Below are 20,158 nucleotides of genomic sequence, written 5' to 3'. Positions count from 1 at the left end.
TTTAGGCATTTTTAACTGAAAATAGTTCCTGATGCAGCAGGTGGGGATCCAATAAGTACATTCCGTTAGTATCTGTTGTAATACAGTTCTTTTTCTTTAAGTAATTAATGGTCCGGCTGACCGTTTCTCGTGAGGTTCCAATCATATTGGCCAGCTCTTTATTTGTAAAGTGGGTTGTGAGCTTATAGCTTTCATTAACCTTCTGGCCATTTGTTTTGCTCAGACGGAGCAGCAGCATGATAATTTGTTCATAGGTATTGTGAAGCATTTGTTCCTCAAGCCTCTTTTGCAGGTCGACAATTTTTTCTCCGAGTACTCGAAAAAGCTTGATTGAAAGTTCTGGGTACGCAATTAGGATCTCCTCGAATTTTGCTATCGGGATCATGATTATTTTTGCATCTTCCATAATTACTGCATGTGCAGGATAATGCCCTTTTCGAAAAAAACCAGCATGCGGGAACATCTCTCCTGCTTCTAGAACTGAAACGATTTGTTCTTTCCCGGAGTAGTCAGATTTATAAATCTTCACTTTTCCTGAATGGATAAAAAAGACCCTGTCCAACGAATCCCCTTGCATAAAAACATACATTTTTTGTTTGTAATAACGGTTTTGAGCAATTTTTATAATAGGAGTTAACTCATCTTCTGTCAGCTCTCTGAAAAGAGGTACATTGCTTAATCTATGCTTTATAGCCTCAATATTCATTTCCAGTTCCCTCCGCACCATCTCAAATTACCTATCATTAGTGTAACATGTTGGTCATAGTCCTTAAGTGACCTGAATCATAGTTTAAATAATTGCGAAGAGAGGCTCGTTGGTTCCCGGAAAGCAAAGAGAGCTGTATTAAAGCCCTGTATTATGCCGGTTAAGTTATGCATCCTAGCTGCTCGAGTAGCGCAGTTCCAGTAGGGGTTTTATTGGCTGTTGGGTTGGCTTTGTTTTTGCTCGCATTGAAAGCAAAGCAGTCTATTTTCAGGCAAAATTACCCCGTTTAAGAAACCTTCTAGACAATAGATTTCTTTTTTGCAGTTATGACAATGTCCAATGAACTCTTTCAATGATTTACACCTCTTTCACCGTATCTATTATATTGAATGATTCCACCCGATACTGCCCACTCCTTCTTTAAGAGGAAATTTTTTTCAAAAACGGAAAATTCACGCCTAAAAGTCAGGGAAAGAGTCTTTGTTAAGGGTACCGCCAGTTAATTAAGAAGGAAATTCCATTATTAGTCATTTATTCAAAAACTATGATAAAATGAAGAGAATTTTAAAACTGGGGGATCAATGATGAGCAGTGAAACCAAAATAGAAAAAGAGTTTTTAGAATACATAAAAAAGATGTCAGCCTACCAGGAGGCTCTTTCTTTGGTATATTGGGACCTAAGAACCGGCGCACCTAAGCAAGGGGTTGACCAGCGTTCTGAAGTGATCGGCGTGCTGAGCTCTGAAGTTTTCAAAATGTCAACTTCGGAAGAAATGGCGGCATACATAGCTAAGCTTTCTTCTCATGGTGGGCTTTCGGAGATTACAAGAAGGTCACTGGTGGAGTGCCGTAAAAACTATGATAGAAACAAGAAAATCCCTGCGGAAGAATACAGAGAATATGTTATTCTTCAATCAAAAGCTGAGAGTGTCTGGGAAGAAGCAAAAGATAAATCCGATTTTGAATTATTTGAGCCTTACCTTGAAAAGCTTGTTCTGTTTAATAAAAAATTCATTAATTACTGGGGCTATAAAGGCAATAAATATAACACACTGCTAGATATGTATGAACCTGGTATAACGGTTGAGATCCTAGATCAGGTTTTCGGTGAATTAAGGGAAAAAATCGTGCCCCTGGTTCAGAAAATCAACGAAGCTCCAAATCAACCTGAAACTAAATTTTTATTCGAACATTTTCCTAAAAAAGACCAGCGAGATTTTAGTGAGCAGATTTTAAGGCAAATAGGATTTAACTTTAATGCCGGCAGGCTGGATACGACGGTTCATCCATTTGCGATTGGACTTAACCCTGGAGATGTCCGTGTTACCACGAAGTACGATGAAGCAGATTTTAGAACTGCTGTGTTTGGGACCATCCATGAGGGAGGTCATGCATTATATGAGCAAAATCTGTCGACAGAATTAATTGGCACCCCGTTGTGTACGGGAACTTCGATGGGAATACATGAATCTCAATCTTTATTCTATGAAAATTTTGTTGGCAGGAACTATAGCTTCTGGGAAAAGAACTATGACCTCCTTAAGCAATATTCAAGTGGACAATTTGATTTAGTAAAACTAGATGAATTTTATCGGGCAATTAATGAATCAAAGCCATCATTAATCCGTATTGAAGCTGATGAATTAACCTATCCTTTGCATATCATCATTCGATATGAAATTGAAAAAGGATTATTTAACGACGAAATTGATGTTAAGGATCTCCCACGTATTTGGAATGAAAAATATGAAGAGTATTTGGGAATACGCCCAGACAAAGACGCAAATGGAGTGCTGCAGGATGTCCATTGGGCAGGGGGGAGTTTTGGCTACTTCCCATCATATGCGCTAGGCTACATGTATGCAGCCCAGTTAAAGAACACAATGGAAAAAGACCTGCCAAACTTTGAGCAGCTCCTGGCAAATGGAAATCTTGGCCCGATAAAAGATTGGCTTACTGAGAATGTACATAAGCATGGCAAGTTAAAGCAGCCGTTGGAGATTCTGACAGACGTCACTGGTGAAGGTTTAAATGTACAATATTTATTAGAGTACTTGTCTGAGAAGTACAGTAAGGTATACCAGCTGAAACAATAAACTGAGCTAGGAAGGCAGTAGGTGGTTATCGAGATGAATAGGTTTTTGCCCTATCTCCTAATCGCGCTTGGAGCCTCCCTTTGGGGAGCAATAGGTCTGTTTGTACGAGGTCTAACGGATATTGGATTCACGGAGATGGAGATTGTTACAGTTAGAGTGGTGGCAGCCGCTATTATATTGGCAAGCATCGGCGCTCTGTTTTATCGGCCTCAATTAAAGGCTAGCCCGCGCGATATCCCTCTTTTTATTGGCACAGGCCTGTTAAGTATTGTTTTTTTTAATTGGTGTTATTTTACAGCTATTAATGAGTTGAATATATCCTTGGCGGTCGCTTTGCTTTATACAGCACCAGCCTTTGTCACTATACTCTCCAGGATCTTTCTTGGGGAGTCCCTGTATCCTCGAAAGGTAATTGCAGTTATAGCGACAATTATCGGAAGCGCGTTAATAGCTGGTGCCTTTAATAGCTCAGGGAGTGAGATTCCAATTTTGGGTATATTAATAGGTTTGGGGGCGGGGGTTGGTTATGCTCTGTATAGTATCTTCGCTAAAGTAGCCATGAGAAACTATTCGCCATTTACAGTAATCTTCTACACATTTCTAGTAGCGTCAGCCTGTTTAATTCCAGTTTCAGGTCTTTGGGGGAAAGCAGATTTGCTTTTTAGGACAGATTCATTGCTGTATATTTTCGGACTCGGCTTATTCCCAACCGTTTTAGCTTATTTTGTGTATTCAGCAGGCCTTGAAAAAACGGAAAGCAGCAAGGCGGCTGTTATAGCAACCTTTGAACCGGTTGTTGCTACTGCAATTGGAATCTTAGTTTTTCATGAGACACTTGGAAGCTTCCAGTTAGCTGGGATGGTGCTAATCATTTCTGGTGTCCTGCTAATTAACAAGAATTCCATTAAGATAAAATCAACGGTCCATATGTAAAACAGCGCTCCATATGATTGGAGCGCTGTTTTAATTAAGAATAGTATTATTCTAATCTCATTAGGACCTAATTTACCAGAGCTTATAACCTTTAGACCCAATAGGTGCATTCTCAATCATATCAATCAGCGGGATGGTATAAGCGAATAATATTAGAACAACGGTAATTCCTAGCCATAGCTTCCAATTTTCAAAAACCATTGGTGCTTTTTCTGCCTCATCTGCTACTTCACCGACAGGGAAGTCCTGCTCACCCTTAGGGGCAAAAAAGGCCAAATTTATAAAAATATAAAGCATTAAAATGATGGCTAGAAATAGGATTGACCCTCCAACAGCCTGAGCTATCTGATAAGGAATCCACTCAGCCGCCTGTGGTGCTCCGCCATATTCCGAAAAGGAAGATCGGCGAGGTGCACCCAGCAAGCCGGCAGCATGCATAGCACCTGACATAAACGTCATGCCAATAGCCCACAGTACTCCTTGGATGATCGCAAGTTTATTCATTGCCTTTGTTAATTTTCGTCCAGTTAAATGAGGGACGAGCCAATATGAAATACCAAAAAACGTAAGAATAACTGCAGTTGCGAGTGTTAAATGAAAATGGCCGGTAACCCAGATAGTATTATGGACAACCTGGTTCATTTGATGTGATGCGTTAATAATTCCGCCTGCTCCTGCTGGAATAAATGAAAGCATCCCAATAAAAGGCACGGAAAAACGTGCATCTCCCCATGGCAGTTCTCTCACCCATCCAAACAGACCTCTTGCCCCTCTGGAACGACCAAAAGACTCAAAGGTTGCAAATAATGAAAAAGCTGTCATCAAAGATGGAATAATAACTAGGAAGGTTAGGACAACCTGCAAAAACTTCCATGCTGGATCGATACCCGGTTCAGTTAACTGATGGTGGAATCCAACAGGTATGGAAAACAGCAAAAACAGAATAAAGGACAATCGTGCTAACGAATCAGAGAATATTTTGCCTCCAATAATTTTTGGAATGATCGCATACCAGCACATATAAGCGGGCAACAGCCAGAAATAAACAAGCGGGTGGCCAAAGTACCAAAATAATGTTCTGCTCAATAACACATCAACCCTGTCAACTAGACCTAGTGACCAAGGTAGCAGCTGGAATAAAACGGTGGTAGCGACTCCTATAGTTGCTACAATCCACATTAATGTGTTGACAACTGCCATGAAAGTCAGAAGGGGGCTTGGTGTCCCTGGATGAGCCTTCCGCCATTTAGAATAAGCCAAAATAATCGCAGCTCCATCAAACCAGCTTCCAACAACTACAAAGGTCAAACCTAGGTAATAGATCGCATGTGCTTGCAGAGGAGCATAAAAAGTATAAAGCACAGTTGCTTCATTTAATAGAATCATAACGGCAGCCATAATTGTACCTGCAGTCATCAGCCAGAAACCAATCCAGCCAATAACGCGCTGTTTATTAGTAAGAGTTCCAGAAGTACGGCTGACTGCGGCTATTTGAAAGCCCATAATAAAAAAGGTAGTCAGAACTAAACCCAATACAACACCATGTACGGTGAGAACCTGATAATAGCCAATTCCCAATGGCAATTCAAATTTTCCGGAGCGTACCAGCACTTGAAGGAGGCCAGCAAGCCCGCCAACAGCAAGTGCAATAAAAGCAACGTAAAAATGGGCCATTACCAGTCTTCCATCTCGTCGATCTACATTAAGCTTCTCTGTTGCGATTCCCATTATTCAACCACCTCAATCTTAGAGGTCATCATGTGATGCCCCATTCCGCAATATTCGTTACAAAGAATTAAGTATTCCCCCGCTTTATCAAATGTTGTTACATACTCACTAATATAACCGGGTTCAAGCATCATATTTATGTTAGTTCCTGCGACCTGAAAACCGTGAATAACATCCTTCGTGGTTGCAATGACCTTTACCTTAGCACCTAATGGAACTTCTACCTCTCCCGGGGTATATGCAAAGGCAGCAGCAACAAAGATTAATTCATAATCCCAATCTTTGCCCTCTACCTTTTTTAATCCAGGTTCATTAAATGGAGGCAATGTATCCACTTTTTCCTGATCGATTGTAGCCAGACAGCTAGGCGGCTGATTTCCTAGATAAAAAGCACTGACACCTAGTACACTTAGAAAAACAAGCAAGGCTCCTACTCCGAAAATAAGCCAAATTTTCTCGAATTTATGCATATGCATAGACTTTTATCCCCTTTCTTTTTAAAAACGATCTAAAAATAAAAAATAAACACCCACCCACGTGAAAATAATAAAAAATCCCAGCAGAATTACAGAAGCCAAAGTCCCTTTTAAAGAGTTAGTTTCTTCGAGTTTACTATTTGTTTTTTTGTGCAGCTGAGGTTGTGCCATCCAATTCACTCCCTTTGAATGATAAAAAATTAATGAATACAATCCCATAATACAAGACAATTTTGAAAGCGCTAGAGGTTTCTAAGCAGTTCACAAATTATTCATTCCTTATGTATCTACTATGATAATGGTGTTAAATTGACATAACAGTGATTTAAATCACATCTAACTAGGCAGAATTGTGTCAATAATGTGAAGCCTTTTTATGTGAAAATGTGCACAAACTCATCTTTTAACCCCAATAGTCTGATTATTGAAAATGGAATATGCAATAGAGTGGTAGATACTATCCCAGCTTCGCACCTTTTTCTGGCATGAAAAATAAACTATATAATAAATTGAGAAGGATCAGGAAGTGAATATAAATGCAGAAATATTATTGTGAGCGCTGCAGGCTCATATATAGTGAGCAAGAGAATTGCAATGGCTGTGGGGCACTGGTGACAAAAAAGATTCACATTGAGGTGCAAAAGCATGGGAAGTCAAAGTAAGGGATGATCGGGGTGCCAAATCGTGGCACCCCCTTATTCCTATAGGCTTAAAATAGTTGGATGTAAGAAAACTCGCTGGAATATATGGTAAACTAAATCGGAATCTAACCTATAGAGAAGAGGGATTAATATGTATTTGCCATCCTTTAAGTTAGAAGGTGAAACGGCGATCGTGACAGGGGCAGGGAGAGGCATCGGACGAGCTATAGCGATCGGTCTTGCAGAAGCAGGTGCCAACGTTGCGTTATTATCGAGGACCGAAAGTGATTTAAAGGAAACTGCAGCTGTTATTCAAAAGCTAGGAAGAGAGGCTTTGGTTATTCCAGCAGATGTAACGAATAGGATTGAAGTACATAACGCCATTCAAGGCGTAGTTGAAGAATGGGGAAGGATAGGCATTCTGGTTAATAACGCCGGTATGAATATTCGTTCTAAAGCACTTGATGTAACAGATGAAGAATGGGAATCCATTATGAATACGAATTTAAAATCGGCGTTTATGATGTCACAGGAAGCCGGGCGGATAATGAAAGATCAGCAAGGCGGCAGAATTATTAACATTGCCTCAGTAGCAGGCCACGTAGCACTGAGGACAGGTGTTGTTTATGCGTCAACAAAAGCTGCTCTTATTCAAATGACAAAAGTACTGGCACTTGAATGGGGGCAATACAATATAAATGTTAACTCTATCGGACCTTGGTATTTCAAAACACCATTAACGGAAAAACTATTAGCGGATGAAAAATATGTGAGTGACATCTTGGCTGTAACTCCTTTAAAAAGAATTGGGGAGCTGCCAGAGCTTGTCGGGCCTGTTGTCTTTCTTAGTTCAAAGGCTGGGAGCTATGTGAGCGGGCAAACCTTGTTTGTAGATGGCGGTATGACAATTCATGGGTTTTAATAGTCAACCTTGTTGAGGGCAGGGTAATTGGAAAGATTTAATCATGTAAAGGAACTAGAGGATCTTTTATAATAAACATGCACAGCAACTCCTTCAAAACGTCTAGCCTTCTCCTTATTGGAGGGGGCTTTTTTTGTGCTGAAAAGATGTAAGGGAATAAAGATTCAAGTTTTTTCTATATCTATATCCCTCTTAGGTTCCCCGAGCAGGTGTATTTTGCCTCTTTGAAAACTTATTAATAAAAAAGTTTAAATTTCATTTTTAGGACTAAGATCCTTTTTTACTTTGTTTTATTGCATAACCTTAAGGGAATTGGAAAAAAGTAACGATAACAGAACAAGAGGAGAATCCTATATGCCTAGAATTATCTCAGCAGCAGAATCCGTTCCCCCTAATGTAATGAAACAGGATCAAGTGATGGAGTTTGCAGAGGAATTATTTTCAGAGTCCTTTAAGGATATTAAACGGCTTTTAAACGTTTTTCATAACGGACAGATTAATAAACGGCATTTTGCCAAGGACCTGGACTGGTTTAGCCAGGACCGTTCCTTGGAAGAAAAGAACAATGCTTATTTGGATACAGCTATAACACTAGGAACTGAGGCGATAATTGACTGTTTATCCAACCGGCTGTTTTTAAAAGAAGATGTTCCTTATGAAGAGATTGATGCCATATTTACAATATCTACTACAGGGCTTGCGACACCTAGCCTTGAAGCACGGATAATGAACATTCTCCCGTTTTCCCCTCATACAAAACGCATACCGATTTGGGGGCTTGGTTGTGCCGGTGGAGCTTCAGGTCTTTCGCGGGCATTTGAATATTGCCGAGCTTTCCCTGAAGCAAAGGTACTCGTGCTTTCGGTAGAGCTCTGCAGCTTGACTTTTCAACGAAATGATCACTCAAAAAGCAATTTAATTGGCACTAGCTTGTTTGCTGATGGTGCTGCCTGTGTCCTCGTCTGCGGGCAGGAGTCTGACTATCGAAAAATTCAAAAGCAAGAATCTTCTCCGCAAATTTTTGCGACCAGATCAACTTTAATGCCTGATTCGCTGGATGTAATGGGATGGGATGTGAAAAATAGCGGTTTATATGTCGTATTTTCAAAGGACATCCCTTCTATAACTGAAAATTGGCTTGAACCAAATATAAGTGAGTTTCTTAGCTCCCACGATATTGCCATTGACCAACTTGATCATTTCATTGCTCATCCTGGAGGGAAAAAGGTAATTGAAGCGTATATAAAAGGGTTAGGCATCGATAGTGAAAAGGCTGATATTTCTCTAAATGTACTGCGCGAGTTTGGAAACATGTCTTCGGCTACCATACTATTTGTATTAAAAAGATTTATGGAGCGGGCCAAAAAAGGGGACGTGGGACTTGGCGCAGCACTTGGACCTGGTTTCAGTTCAGAGCTTCTACTAATGAGGTGGGACTAAAATGGCGTTTATACTATTTATTAGCTTCATTATACTCCAGAGGATTACCGAGCTGATTATAGCCAGGAAAAATGAAGCATGGATGAAAAATAGAGGTGCCCTTGAGTTTGGAAGGGGCCATTATCGAGTCATGGTCCTTATTCATACATCGTTTTTTATGGTCTATATTTTTGAAGTGGTCACCCTTAATAAAGAACTATCATCATGGTGGCCGCTTCTTCTGCCGCTTTTTCTATTGACTCAGGGTGCAAGAGTGTGGGCGCTGACTTCATTAGGAAAGTTCTGGAACACTAAAATCATAGTCCTGCCAAACGCAGAGGTTGTGGCAAAGGGGCCATACCGGTTCATTAAGCACCCTAATTATGTAATAGTCGCATTAGAATTTATCATAATCCCTTTTATGTTTAAAGCGTATATAACAGCAATAACATTTTCCATTTTGAACCTGATGATTCTTTCGATTAGAATCCCGGAGGAAGAACGTGCTCTAAAAACACTTACAGAATATGAAAAGACATTTAACAATAACAGCAGTTTTTTTCCGAAAGTGTTAAAAAAGTATGACAATTAACAAACTCTCTTGTAAATGAAAGCCTTTTTATGTTAATCTGTAAATGAAGTTGAAAATCATTATCAATCACATTCGGTGTAAGGAAGGTGTTATCGTGCTATCTTTGTTTATAATTTCAACAGTAGCGGTATATTCATTTGTTATGAAATACGTCCTTCAACACATACTAAAGCCAAACTAAATACTTATACCTAAAACCCGATCAAGTGATTCGGGTTTTTTTGTGTATTTTTGGAAATTTACATAGAATCTGGCCTTTTGCGATTTTAACAGTGGGAAAACAGTGAAAAGTTGTATAAAATAAAGACATTATAAGTAAAAACAAGGGGTTATTACGTATGGGCCAAACAATGAAGTCACAAAACAAAGAAGTACTAAACAAGATTTTTGCCTTGCATTCACTATTTGTCGAGAATAATGACAAAGATACGGCAGCTAAGGCGAAAGAATTAGGCAGAAAGCTGTTGGATAAGGAGTTTGCAATAGCGTTTTGCGGCCATTTTTCTGCAGGCAAATCGAGCATGATCAACAAACTTGTAGGAGAGCCTATCCTGCCGTCTAGCCCAATTCCTACGAGTGCTAATCTCGTTAAGATCCGTTCTGGAGAAGAATACGCCAAAGTTTTCTTTAAAGAAGGACGGCCAAAGCTCTATCCGGCTCCTTATGAATACGATGAAGTAAAGGCGTTCTGTAAGGACGGTTACCAAATAGATTCTATTGAAATAAGCAAAAATAGTAAAGTAATACCGCAGGAAGTCACCATAATGGACACTCCTGGCATTGATTCTACTGATGATGCCCATCGAATAGCAACTGAATCTGCGCTTCATTTGGCAGACCTTGTTTTTTATGTGATGGATTATAATCATGTTCAATCTGAACTAAATTTTATGTTTACGAGGGAGCTCGCTGCTGCAGGTAAGGAGCTATATCTCATCGTGAATCAAATTGATAAGCATCGCGATATTGAATTAGGCTTTGAATCCTTTAAAGAGAGTGTTAGGTCTTCCTTTGAAGCCTGGGGTGTGGAACCGGCTGGCATCTTCTATACATCTCTTCGAAATGAAGAGCTTCAGCATAACCAGTTTGAAGAATTGCGCCTTTTTATTAAAGACAGGATGGAGTCTCGAGCAGTTCTTTTGCCTGTATCTGTTTCTAATTCGGCTGCAAAACTAGCAAAAGACCATTTGTCCTTTCTTTCTGAGGAACAGCAGGTGGAAATAGAAAGACTCCAAAACGTACTTGCAGATGCCCCTGAACAAGGGAAAGAAATAACCGAGAAGCTTGCTGTATCTTCCCAACAAATAAAAGACTTAGATGTGCAGCTTAAAAAAGCTGATCAGGAATTTGATTCCGAGGCGAGAAAAGTACTGGACAATGCTTATCTAATGCCTTTTCAAACGAGAGAACTTGCAGAAAGCTACCTGCAGTCACAGGAACCTGGATTTAAAGTGGGCTTATTATTTTCGAAACAGAAGACAGAGCAGGAGCGAGAAGCAAGGCTAAATCAATTTTATAGTGATTTGGAAGATAAAGTTCAAACTCAAATTTCCTGGCATTTAAAAGAATTATTATTGAAGAAATTAAATAAAAAAGAAATTAATGATCTGGAACTTACGTCAATGGCACAAGAGTTTTCTCTTCACGCTGAAAAAGAAATCCTTCTTAAAACTCTTAAGCCAGGAGCAAGACTTTCGGGAGAGTACCTTCTGAACTACACAGAAGAAGTAGCGAATGAACTCAAAAAGCTAGCAAGAACCAAGCTTACTCTATTTAAAGATCGTTATCTTGCTGTGATATCCGAGCTGACAGCCAAGGAAAAGAAACGTGTGAAAGAAGAGCATAACCGTTTGAAAAGGCTTGAAGAAGCTCAAGAAAATTTACTATCAATACAAATCAAGCTCGAACAAAACCAGCATTTTACCGAGGAAATCCTGTCTGGAAATGCCGAGCAGATGATAGACGAGCAAGCGATTTCTAAGGCGTTTTTTATACCCGAGAAAGAGGCTGAGATTGCTATTAAAGCGGATACTGACCATCAAGCAACAATACCTTCAGCAGCCATCAAGCATCATGAAGAAACAGAAACTGATCTTCAAGAGCAGCAGCAAGATGCACCGGATGAGAAACGGGTAAAGCAAATTGTTGAGAAACTGACATTTACTGCGGAGCAGATTGAAGAATTCCCAGGATTAACAAGAGTGGCTAGGGAATTGGTTCAAAAGGCCGAGCGCCTAACTGAAAAAGAGTTTACGGTTGCATTATTTGGTGCTTTCAGTGCAGGAAAGTCTTCTTTTGCTAATGCCCTCGTTGGCGAGAATATATTGCCCGTATCACCTAATCCTACAACGGCTGCAATAAATAAAATAAAGCCGGTGACTGAAGAGTTCCCGCATGGGACCGTACTCGTTCAATTTAAAACTGAAAGGAGACTGTTTGAAGAAGTTGCCCGTTCATTGCAAATGTTTGATATGAAAGCCGGCAGTATTAAAGAAGCATTAGAAAAGGCACGAGGCCTCAAAGATATACAACAAGACGCAGGTGCAGCAGATAAAACACACTTAGCCTTCTTACAGGCCTTTACTGAAGGTTACACACTCTTTGAACATCATGAAGGACAATTGCTAGTAACAGATTTGCAAGAGTTCCGAGGTTTTGTCGCGGAAGAAGAGAAATCTTGTCTGGTTGAGTACATTGAAGTTTATTATGACTGCAGCCTAACAAGGCATGGCATCAGCCTGGTGGATACTCCTGGGGCTGACTCCATTAACACACGCCATACAGGAGTGGCTTTTGATTACATTAAAAACTCTGACGTCATTTTGTTCGTTACCTATTACAATCATGCTTTTTCTAAAGCTGACAGAGAATTTCTTATCCAGCTTGGACGGGTAAAAGACTCATTTGAGCTCGACAAAATGTTTTTTATTGTAAACGCGGTGGATTTAGCAGGTTCAAAGGACGAGATGGTTTCGGTCGTGGATTATGTAAGAGAGCAGCTCGCCTTATACGGAATACGAAAGCCCCATGTCTATCCAGTATCCAGCCTGCTGGCATTGAAGGAGAAACAAGAGTCCAAGAAGAACGGCCCTTCACTTTTCCCTGCATTTGAGCATGCATTCTACTCCTTTATATCAGGCGGCTTAATGGATATGGCGATTGAATCTGCTGAAGCAAAGTGGAAACAATCATTAAATTTGCTTGAAAATATGATTACATCCTCAGAAGAAGATCGCGATGTAAAAGAGCAAAAAAGAAGAAGTTTAGAAACAGAAAAATCAGACATGATTCATAACCTTCGTGAGCACAGTCCAGAACTATTAGTTAAGCGGCTTAGCCAGGAAAGCGATGAGTTAACTTATTACATTAAGCAAAGAGTCTTTTTCAGGTTCGGTGACTTTTTCAGAGAAAGCTTTCACCCCTCTGTCATCAAAGATGATGGCAGAAACCTAAACAAAGCCTTGCAAGGAGCCTTACATGATCTTCTGGAGAGCATCGGATACGATTTTGCCCAGGAATTAAGGGCCACTTCACTTAGGCTTGAAGTTTTCATTGGCAAGCAGCTAAAGGAACTGCAACAAACCTTAAGGAAAGAAATTAAGGATGGTAATGCTAAAATTCCAATTTCAGAAGTTGAATTGGGAGATATTCCAGCTCCGAATTTTGAGAATGCTTTTAAAGATACAGACCCTGACAGTTTCAAAAAAGCATTATCTCTATTTAAAAATCCTAAATCATTTTTTGAAAAAAATGAAAAGGTACTCATGGCAAATGAACTAGAAAAAGGAATTCAGCTTCCAGCGGAACAGTATCTTGAATCAGGTAATAGTAAAATGAAGGACCATTATACCCAGGCACTTGAAACGGAGTTTAACCGAATTCTTGCTGAGATAGAAGTTCAACTTGAAGAATATGTGACTGGCTTGGTTTATGCTTTAAATGATGAGTTCCCGGTTGATGTATTAAAAGAGGCACTCGCAAGCATTCGAGCTTCGGCAGAAGGAAGAGCCTAGCTTGGAAAATCCGTTCCATGCCTGTGCCACCTGTGTCCATTTTCGGGCCGACAAACCTGCAGGCAATATGACTTATACTTGCAGCAGACTTGGATTTGAAACAAAACCAGCCTATAAATTTCAATGCTGGAAACCAAAGCAGCATATCATAAAGCTCATGGAAAAGCGGAGCATAAACCCTGGAGGGAGCTTATGAAAAATATTGTAACTGTTGAGTGGCTGAAAGATAATCTAGATCAACCATCAATACGGATTGCAGATTGCCGGTTTGAACTCGGCCGTCCTGCAGCAGGAAAAAATGCCTTTACGGAAGGGCATATACCAGGTTCAGTATACTTTCACTTAGAAAAAGATTTATCCGGCCCAGTACAAGAGCACGGAGGCCGTCACCCTCTGCCTAATTTAAATAATTTCAAAGATTTGCTTGAAAAAAGCGGGTTCGGCAGCGAGCACACAATTATTGCTTATGACCAGGGGAACGGAGCCTTTGCAGCCAGGTTCTACTGGCTGCTGAAGTATATGGGACATAAACAAATTGTTGTTCTAAATGGAGGACTGCAGGCCTGGACAGACTCAGGGTATTCAGTCACAAAAGACCTTCATAGCCATCCAAGGGCAGACTTTCAGATAAACCTGAATGAAGATATTATTGCATCAACTGAGCTAGTCAAGTCATCTGCTGACGGGAAGAAGACAGAAGCAATTTTAATCGATTCCCGTGAGCCAAAAAGGTACCTTGGGCTCGAGGAGCCAATTGATAAAAAAGCAGGACGTATACCTGGAGCATTAAATTATCCTTGGAATGACGCGTTGATAAATGGGAAATACAAATCTGCTGAGGAACAACTTCAGCGGTTCTCCGGGGTACCAAAAGAGCTGCCGGTGATTGTTTATTGTGGATCAGGGGTAACAGCTGCCCCAAACTTTTTAGCCTTAGAAGCAGCAGGATATAAAAACATAAAGCTTTATATCGGAAGCTTTAGTGATTGGATCTCCTATCCGGAGAATCCTGTTGAAGACGGCGCTGTAGATGACGAGAAACCTTTTGAATAATCGTTAAACGACTTGCTCTCAATAATCATTACCAACAAAATTTTTATGTTGGCCATGTTATAATAGATCAGCAAGTTATTGGAACGGAGGGAATTAAGTTGGAGACAAAACAACCTTCACTTATGCTCGTTGACGGCATGGCCCTGTTATTTAGAGCCTTTTATGCTACAGCTGTTACCGGGCAATTTATGATAAACTCAAAGGGTGTACCGACAAATGCAGTATACGGTTTTGTTAAGCATTTTCTAATGGCTGTTTCAGAATTTAAGCCCAGCCATGCTGCTATATGCTGGGATATGGGAAGCAAGACATTCCGCTCTGAAATGTACGAGGGCTATAAAGCAAATCGATCTGAAGCACCCATTGAACTTATTCCACAATTTGAATTGGTGAAAGATGTAGTTGCGGCGTTCGATTTGCCAAATATTGGATTAGCAGGATTTGAAGCTGATGATTGTATTGGAACAATAGCTCGTATGACCAAAAAGGAAGAGGCAAGAATACTAATTCTCACCGGTGATCAGGACATTTTGCAATTAATCGATGATAATATATCTGTTGCTCTTCTAAAAAAGGGCTTTGGAAATTACCTTGTCCATAATCCTGCTTCATTTTTTGAAGAGAAAGGCATTTCGCCTACCCAGATGATCGACTTAAAAGCTTTGATGGGTGATCCTAGTGATAATTATCCTGGTGTAAAAGGAATTGGGGAGAAAACGGCATTAAGACTTCTTCAGCAGTATAGTAATGTTGAAGGGATTCTCGAAAATCTTCACGAATTAACCAAATCACAAAGGGCAAAAATTGAACAGGATCTGGACATGCTCCACTTGAGCAGGAAGCTTGCTGAGATTAAGTGTGATGTTCCGGTAGAATGTAAGCTGCCAGAAGCTGTACTTAAAGTAGACCGCGACAAAGTTTTTGCCAAATTTGCCGAAGTAGAGTTTAAGGGTCTGCACCGTTTTCTTGAAGATCATAGAGCATATGCGTGATAACCATAACCCCTGAGTAACCTTCAGGGGTTTTTTGCTGCTTACATACCGGAGGTTTTACTTTGTATTTTTCTTTTTAGCGGCATTTTCAAGCTTTGTTTTCGGACTTTCAGTTAACTCAGCATCCTGTCCGAAGCCTTGTGGATTTACTCCAGGTGCTTTCGTTCCCCGATTGTGCTTTTTACTCATAATTTCTCCTCCTATTGTCTACATTTAGTTTAAAAGGCTCGATAAAAGTGAATTAAGCTAATAGGCAGAAATGAAAATCTAATAATGGTTTTCTTTTGGACGAGCTTTACTCCCTTATTATTAACAGAGGGGAATAGATTCACTCGTTTTTCTTCAAAATAACAAAGAGGTGAAAAATTATGAACAAGGGAGCAGCTATAGCCCTGTCTAGTATTGGCCTGGCGCAGGGTTTAAAAATACCAATCCACTATTATTATACAAAGGAATGGCGTCCTGAACTTTTTTTTAAAACCGGCGGAATGCCTAGCTCACACTCAGCGGGCGTAGCTTCTTTGACCACATACGTAGCTTTAGATAGGGGAATGCCCACGGTTGACTTTGCACTTTCTCTTGTATTCGGCCTAATCGTTATGTATGATGCACAAGGAATTAGAAGACAAACCGGCGAGTTGACCTTAAAGGTTAATGACCTTGATGAGCTTATTGATAAAATTCATGAACATGATCCCGTGGAATTTGAGGAGAAGTCACCAGACCCATTGAAGGAAATGCTAGGCCATCAGCCAATGGAGGTTCTTGGAGGTGCCATTTTGGGAGTAATCATGGGGGCCGCTGGACATTTCTTAACGAAGAAAAGGTAGAATATTGTCGAACTTTCAGGTAAAATTTAACTTGTTAAGAGTTTAAGCCGGAGAGGGTTGACAATAGTTGCAAACAGTCGAAGAGTATTTGCGCTACCTGCAAAGCAAAGGGTTTCAGTTTGGTGAGGATGCAATCGGATTCATATACTTTGGAAAACAATACACTGATTCTACAGATGAATTAACGAATGTTGCTATTGAGCTTACCCTTAAAGCTCAAAAGAGTTTTGACGGAAGTTTCTATGTTGCGCTTCTGGAAACTCTTGTTTCAAATAAAATTGAATCAAGGCAGGAAGCTATAAAATTCGTCAAAGAGACTGATCTTTTGGCTATATAAAAAAGCATGTTCCAAAACATGCTTTTTTTTATATTTGGCCCTGTTAAGAATAATATTGATTAGAGTTAAGGGATCGACTATCCGATAATGCTTAGGCATTTCCTTTGTACGTGGACTTGGTGTTTTATCATTTCTTCCGGAACCAGCACTCCAGGGGAGATCACTCAGGTGTGTCAAAGAGAGCCTTTCATTTAAATGATGCTGAATGCTTTAGCTCACATTTTTTTCGCCAGTAAATCCTGTTTATGTCCCCTTTTAAAAATGGACCAGCCCGAGGGCAGTTCGGCAAAAATCATTCCTGCAAATATTAATAAGCAACCCATAATAGCACTTATTGATAGACGTTCATGTGCCCATATAAAAGCCGTAATTGCTGCAAAGACGGGCTCCATAGCAAAAATCAAGGCAACACGGGTAGGTGTGGTATGCTTCTGAAAGGCAGTTTGAGCATAATAGGCAAGCGCGGTTGCAAAAAGAGCTGTTACAATTAAGGCTGAAAGCACCTGCCCAGTTAGTAAAATATCAAGCTGGAAGGCCTTGTTCCAATCCTCAAAGAAAAAAGCCCCTGCTGCAGATAAGAGAGCAACAGTTGCCAGCTGCACCACGGTTAATGCAAGTGCTGGAAATTCTCCAGTGAATTTTCCGGTTGTAACAATGTGAAGAGCAAAACCAATCGCACAAATAAAGATAAGGCCGTCCCCTATTGTCAGCGGCGCAGAGTCAGTCATTGTCAGGAAATAAAGACCGACAGCTGCCACTGCTACCCCGGTAATCGCGTTTATCCCAAGTTTTATTTTTAAAAAGACTATTGAAAAAAGAGGTACCATAACTACGCTTAAACCGGTGATAAAGCCCGCTTTAGATGAAGTAGTAGACAGAAGCCCCAGCGTCTGAAACGCATAACCTACAAATAGTAAAACCCCCAGCAAAGTCCCTGCAAATAGCAGTTTACCATTACACATTCTTAGTTGTTTGCGTTCAAATAACAAAAGCCAGCTTCCAAGCAGGGCAGCAGCTAATGAGAAACGCACACTATTAAAAGATAAAGGCTCTAAAAAGGAAATGGCGTTTTGAACCAGCACAAATGTAGCACCCCAGACAAGTGCTACCAAAAGTAAACAAATATCAGCAATCAATGGCTTTTGCAAAGCTTCCACCTTACCCTTTCGCTTGAACGTCTCTAGCTGCTTTTCTCGCCAGCTCGTCGGCTGTCTTGTTTTCGCTGCTCGGGATCCATTTGATAAAAAACAGGTCAAACTGGCTTGTAAGCGAAAGTGCTTTTTCCAGAAGAGGAACATATAATGAATTTTTAACGAACTCTTTTTCAATCGCCCGGTTCACAAGCTCTGAATCGGTCCGGAAGGATACAGTCTTCAAATCCTTTTCTAGACAAATTTCTAATGCTAAAATAAACGCCTGAAATTCTGCCTCATGGTTGGACATTATTCCTAAAGGAATGGAGCGGCGTATTACCTCGCCATTTCCTTTTATAAAGATGCCAGCTCCGCTTGGACCAGGGTTTCCGGCGGAAGCACCGTCAATGTAAACTTCAATCAAGATCATACCTCCGAACAGTTTATAAAGATACTAGTTAGTGTATCATAAAACAACGGAAACGTTGAGCTGGAAACCAAACAGACAAATTTTTTATGATATCATGTAAAAAAAGACCAACAGATTCTTTTAAAAGGGATTTTGGTGCGATAAGTTCTCACAGGAAACCACGAGCGTCAATTGCCATTATTTTTTGGCCTTTATTAGTCTTCTTTTGGAAAGTTCCTTTTGAGATGGGTAAAGATATAACCATATAAGTTTTTATAAGTACAATATGATGAACAGAAGTTATAATTTATCGCTTTAAAGTAGATCATTAACCATGATCGCGAAAGGCAGGGCTGATATGAAATATAAATTAGAATGGACATATAAATTAAAAGGCAATAAGAAAGTGCTGTTCTCGTCTGAGTGGATAGATAGTGAGCTTGCTTTAGCCACCGGTGACGAACTTGAAAAATCCGGAAAAACAGCCGACTTGTTATTTTATGATGAAATGGGAACTTCATGGACACCGAAGGAACTGAGAAAACTGACTGAAGAAATAGATGAGGAGCCTCACGATCTTTTCATCTATTTTGATGGAGGCTTTGATAAGGAAACTAAAAAATCCGGGCTGGGAGCAGTAATTTACTTTAAACAAGGTAAAAAGAAGTTCAGACTGAGGGCCAACCAGGTATTTGATGAATTAAATAACAACAATGAAGCAGAGTATGCAGCGCTGTATTATGCGCTTACCCTGCTTGAGGAACTGGAGGTCCGCCAAATGCCTTGTGAATTGATTGGGGATTCGCAGGTCGTTTTGAAGCAGCTTGAGGGTGAATGGCCTTGTTACGAGGAAGAATTAAATCGCTGGCTTGATCGAATTGAAGAGAAAATAAAAAAAATCGGGCTTCGTCCTTCTTATAAAACTGTTGGAAGGAAGGAAAACAAAGAAGCCGATAAACTGGCTACTCAAGCGCTCGAAGGCAAAATGATAAATAGTAAGATGCAAATCATATAAACAACAGGGGAAAGGAGGGTCCAGGTTGAGTAAAAAAGAACTTTTTGCTGAAGTTGACGATTTAACAGCAACCTTTTGTAAAGGCTGTTTCGTGTACCAGCACTTTAGAAAGGAAAAGGGGAAAAGATACGCACATCGCTTTTGTATTAGAGAATGTACAGTAGGTGAAAAGCTTAAATTATTAGGTAAAGAGCTCTCGTAAGCCTACTGTTCAGAAAACGGTTAAATTAGAAGTACCGACAAAGAAGCGGAGCTTTGTTACTAACGGAGGCGGAGAAGTTGGTTCTAGTCTCTATTAGTCGGAGTTGAATGAAACAATAACGGGACACCAATTCCGACCATTCTGGAGGCGTTAAGGACTGGTCTCATTCGGCCAGGAGAGAAGTGAAAATTGTCCGAATGAGGGTCCTATTCGGACAGGAGAAGAGGGAAAAGGCCAAGGCGAGTCCGAATGAGGGTCCTATTCGGACAGGAGGAGAGGGAAAAGGCCAAGGCGAGTCCGAATGAGGGTCCTATTCGGACAGGAGAAGAGAGAAAAGACCCAGGCGAGTCCGAATGAGGGTCCTATTCGGACAGGAGAAGAGGGAAAAGACCCAGGCGAGTCCGAATGAGGGTCCTATTCGGACAGGAGAAGAGGGAAAAGGCCAAGGCGAGTCCGAATAGAGGTCCTATTCGGACAGGAGAAGAGGGAAAAGACCAAGGCGAGTCCGAATGAGGGTTCTATTGGACTTCTGTCAAGAAAGTAGACACAAAAAAATGAGACTAGATTCTCCTCAGAATACTACCGCACTTCGTTTGGTGGGGTGTTAAAAATGACCACTCGATAAAACGTGACTGGTCATTTCTAACACCAAATGTCTAAT

19 protein-coding genes are annotated in these 20,158 nt (G+C 40.4%); 12 read left to right on the top strand and 7 right to left on the bottom strand.

The features are described 5' to 3' along the window. Position 1 precedes the first annotated feature (1 nt). Positions 2 to 706 carry a Crp/Fnr family transcriptional regulator gene (locus HRJ06_RS15950; protein ID WP_174733956.1) on the bottom strand — a complete coding sequence of 235 codons (705 nt, stop codon included), beginning with the start codon at positions 704 to 706 and terminating at the stop codon, positions 2 to 4. A gap of 584 nt (positions 707 to 1,290) precedes the next feature. Between HRJ06_RS15950 and HRJ06_RS15945 the strand changes: the two genes are divergently transcribed. Then, positions 1,291 to 2,802, top strand: a complete 1,512-nt coding sequence (locus HRJ06_RS15945; RefSeq protein ID WP_174733955.1) for a carboxypeptidase M32 — start codon at positions 1,291 to 1,293, stop codon at positions 2,800 to 2,802. A 33-nt stretch (positions 2,803 to 2,835) separates the two neighbouring features. Continuing rightward, positions 2,836 to 3,735 carry a DMT family transporter gene (locus tag HRJ06_RS15940; RefSeq protein WP_174733954.1) on the top strand — a complete coding sequence of 300 codons (900 nt, stop codon included), beginning with the start codon at positions 2,836 to 2,838 and terminating at the stop codon, positions 3,733 to 3,735. 72 nt (positions 3,736 to 3,807) lie between these two features. On the opposite strand, the gene HRJ06_RS15935 is transcribed toward HRJ06_RS15940, so the two are convergent. Genes HRJ06_RS15935 through HRJ06_RS15925 form a run of 3 tightly spaced genes read right to left on the bottom strand, consistent with a single transcriptional unit; the run spans position 3,808 to position 6,110 of the window. Then, positions 3,808 to 5,463, bottom strand: a complete 1,656-nt coding sequence (locus tag HRJ06_RS15935; RefSeq protein WP_174733953.1) for a b(o/a)3-type cytochrome-c oxidase subunit 1 — start codon at positions 5,461 to 5,463, stop codon at positions 3,808 to 3,810. Next, positions 5,463 to 5,939: a cytochrome c oxidase subunit II gene (locus HRJ06_RS15930; protein ID WP_174733952.1), complete on the bottom strand. Its 477-nt coding sequence runs from the start codon at positions 5,937 to 5,939 to the stop codon at positions 5,463 to 5,465. The genes HRJ06_RS15935 and HRJ06_RS15930 overlap by 1 nt, the downstream gene beginning before the upstream one ends. Before the next feature lie 21 nt (positions 5,940 to 5,960). After that, the gene (locus tag HRJ06_RS15925) at positions 5,961 to 6,110 is read right to left on the bottom strand and encodes a cytochrome c oxidase subunit 2A (protein WP_174733951.1); all 150 of its coding nucleotides are present in this window, start codon (positions 6,108 to 6,110) and stop codon (positions 5,961 to 5,963) included. A 621-nt stretch (positions 6,111 to 6,731) separates the two neighbouring features. Between HRJ06_RS15925 and HRJ06_RS15920 the strand changes: the two genes are divergently transcribed. From HRJ06_RS15920 to HRJ06_RS15895, 6 genes are all read left to right on the top strand, one after another. Then, positions 6,732 to 7,502 (top strand): SDR family NAD(P)-dependent oxidoreductase, encoded by a 771-nt coding sequence (locus HRJ06_RS15920; protein WP_174733950.1) that lies wholly within the window; start codon positions 6,732 to 6,734, stop codon positions 7,500 to 7,502. Positions 7,503 to 7,856: 354 nt separating this feature from the next. Beyond that, a complete protein-coding gene (locus tag HRJ06_RS15915) occupies positions 7,857 to 8,942 on the top strand; it encodes a type III polyketide synthase (protein ID WP_174733949.1) in 1,086 nt (361 codons plus the stop codon). A 1-nt stretch (position 8,943) separates the two neighbouring features. Continuing rightward, positions 8,944 to 9,513, top strand: coding sequence for an isoprenylcysteine carboxyl methyltransferase family protein (locus HRJ06_RS15910; protein WP_174733948.1), 570 nt, complete (start codon positions 8,944 to 8,946; stop codon positions 9,511 to 9,513). Between the two features lie 338 nt (positions 9,514 to 9,851). Then, positions 9,852 to 13,526, top strand: coding sequence for a dynamin family protein (locus tag HRJ06_RS15905; RefSeq protein WP_174733947.1), 3,675 nt, complete (start codon positions 9,852 to 9,854; stop codon positions 13,524 to 13,526). A 192-nt stretch (positions 13,527 to 13,718) separates the two neighbouring features. Next, complete coding sequence (locus HRJ06_RS15900; protein ID WP_174733946.1) at positions 13,719 to 14,579, top strand: sulfurtransferase; 861 nt, start codon at positions 13,719 to 13,721, stop codon at positions 14,577 to 14,579. 122 nt (positions 14,580 to 14,701) lie between these two features. Further along, entirely contained in the window at positions 14,702 to 15,571 is an 870-nt protein-coding gene (locus HRJ06_RS15895; RefSeq protein WP_174734088.1) for a 5'-3' exonuclease, read from the top strand. A gap of 57 nt (positions 15,572 to 15,628) precedes the next feature. On the opposite strand, the gene sspL is transcribed toward HRJ06_RS15895, so the two are convergent. Beyond that, on the bottom strand, positions 15,629 to 15,760 hold the full coding sequence (gene sspL / locus HRJ06_RS15890) for a small, acid-soluble spore protein L (protein WP_174733945.1): 132 nt from the start codon (positions 15,758 to 15,760) through the stop codon (positions 15,629 to 15,631). Between the two features lie 179 nt (positions 15,761 to 15,939). On the opposite strand from sspL, the gene HRJ06_RS15885 reads away from it, so the two are divergent. After that, on the top strand, positions 15,940 to 16,401 hold the full coding sequence (locus HRJ06_RS15885) for a divergent PAP2 family protein (RefSeq protein WP_174733944.1): 462 nt from the start codon (positions 15,940 to 15,942) through the stop codon (positions 16,399 to 16,401). A 67-nt stretch (positions 16,402 to 16,468) separates the two neighbouring features. Then, entirely contained in the window at positions 16,469 to 16,738 is a 270-nt protein-coding gene (locus HRJ06_RS15880) for a DUF6123 family protein (RefSeq protein WP_174733943.1), read from the top strand. Positions 16,739 to 16,953: 215 nt separating this feature from the next. On the opposite strand, the gene HRJ06_RS15875 is transcribed toward HRJ06_RS15880, so the two are convergent. Together HRJ06_RS15875 and HRJ06_RS15870 are read right to left on the bottom strand one after the other, a co-directional pair. After that, complete coding sequence (locus HRJ06_RS15875) at positions 16,954 to 17,886, bottom strand: DMT family transporter (protein ID WP_174733942.1); 933 nt, start codon at positions 17,884 to 17,886, stop codon at positions 16,954 to 16,956. 10 nt (positions 17,887 to 17,896) lie between these two features. Continuing rightward, positions 17,897 to 18,295, bottom strand: coding sequence for a reverse transcriptase-like protein (locus HRJ06_RS15870; RefSeq protein ID WP_174733941.1), 399 nt, complete (start codon positions 18,293 to 18,295; stop codon positions 17,897 to 17,899). A 343-nt stretch (positions 18,296 to 18,638) separates the two neighbouring features. Between HRJ06_RS15870 and HRJ06_RS15865 the strand changes: the two genes are divergently transcribed. Beyond that, a complete protein-coding gene (locus HRJ06_RS15865; protein WP_174733940.1) occupies positions 18,639 to 19,295 on the top strand; it encodes a reverse transcriptase-like protein in 657 nt (218 codons plus the stop codon). 25 nt (positions 19,296 to 19,320) lie between these two features. Continuing rightward, the gene (locus HRJ06_RS15860; RefSeq protein ID WP_174733939.1) at positions 19,321 to 19,497 is read left to right on the top strand and encodes a zinc-finger domain-containing protein; all 177 of its coding nucleotides are present in this window, start codon (positions 19,321 to 19,323) and stop codon (positions 19,495 to 19,497) included. Positions 19,498 to 20,158 lie beyond the last annotated feature (661 nt).

The sequence above is a fragment of the Mesobacillus harenae genome (assembly GCF_013343715.1).
Classification (GTDB): domain Bacteria; phylum Bacillota; class Bacilli; order Bacillales; family Cytobacillaceae; genus Mesobacillus_A; species Mesobacillus_A harenae.
Note: the sequence above shows the minus strand (reverse complement) of the source record. Positions and strands in the feature narration are given on the sequence as shown.

Bases quoted from the DNA above. Each gene is read 5' to 3' on its own strand.
- HRJ06_RS15950 (WP_174733956.1), bottom strand. From the start codon at position 706: ATGAATATTGAGGCTATAAAGCATAGATTAAGCAATGTACCTCTTTTC.
- HRJ06_RS15945 (WP_174733955.1), top strand. From the start codon at position 1,291: ATGAGCAGTGAAACCAAAATAGAAAAAGAGTTTTTAGAATACATAAAA.
- HRJ06_RS15940 (WP_174733954.1), top strand. From the start codon at position 2,836: ATGAATAGGTTTTTGCCCTATCTCCTAATCGCGCTTGGAGCCTCCCTT.
- HRJ06_RS15935 (WP_174733953.1), bottom strand. From the start codon at position 5,463: ATGGGAATCGCAACAGAGAAGCTTAATGTAGATCGACGAGATGGAAGA.
- HRJ06_RS15930 (WP_174733952.1), bottom strand. From the start codon at position 5,939: ATGCATATGCATAAATTCGAGAAAATTTGGCTTATTTTCGGAGTAGGA.
- HRJ06_RS15925 (WP_174733951.1), bottom strand. From the start codon at position 6,110: ATGGCACAACCTCAGCTGCACAAAAAAACAAATAGTAAACTCGAAGAA.
- HRJ06_RS15920 (WP_174733950.1), top strand. From the start codon at position 6,732: ATGTATTTGCCATCCTTTAAGTTAGAAGGTGAAACGGCGATCGTGACA.
- HRJ06_RS15915 (WP_174733949.1), top strand. From the start codon at position 7,857: ATGCCTAGAATTATCTCAGCAGCAGAATCCGTTCCCCCTAATGTAATG.
- HRJ06_RS15910 (WP_174733948.1), top strand. From the start codon at position 8,944: ATGGCGTTTATACTATTTATTAGCTTCATTATACTCCAGAGGATTACC.
- HRJ06_RS15905 (WP_174733947.1), top strand. From the start codon at position 9,852: ATGGGCCAAACAATGAAGTCACAAAACAAAGAAGTACTAAACAAGATT.
- HRJ06_RS15900 (WP_174733946.1), top strand. From the start codon at position 13,719: ATGAAAAATATTGTAACTGTTGAGTGGCTGAAAGATAATCTAGATCAA.
- HRJ06_RS15895 (WP_174734088.1), top strand. From the start codon at position 14,702: ATGCTCGTTGACGGCATGGCCCTGTTATTTAGAGCCTTTTATGCTACA.
- sspL (WP_174733945.1), bottom strand. From the start codon at position 15,760: ATGAGTAAAAAGCACAATCGGGGAACGAAAGCACCTGGAGTAAATCCA.
- HRJ06_RS15885 (WP_174733944.1), top strand. From the start codon at position 15,940: ATGAACAAGGGAGCAGCTATAGCCCTGTCTAGTATTGGCCTGGCGCAG.
- HRJ06_RS15865 (WP_174733940.1), top strand. From the start codon at position 18,639: ATGAAATATAAATTAGAATGGACATATAAATTAAAAGGCAATAAGAAA.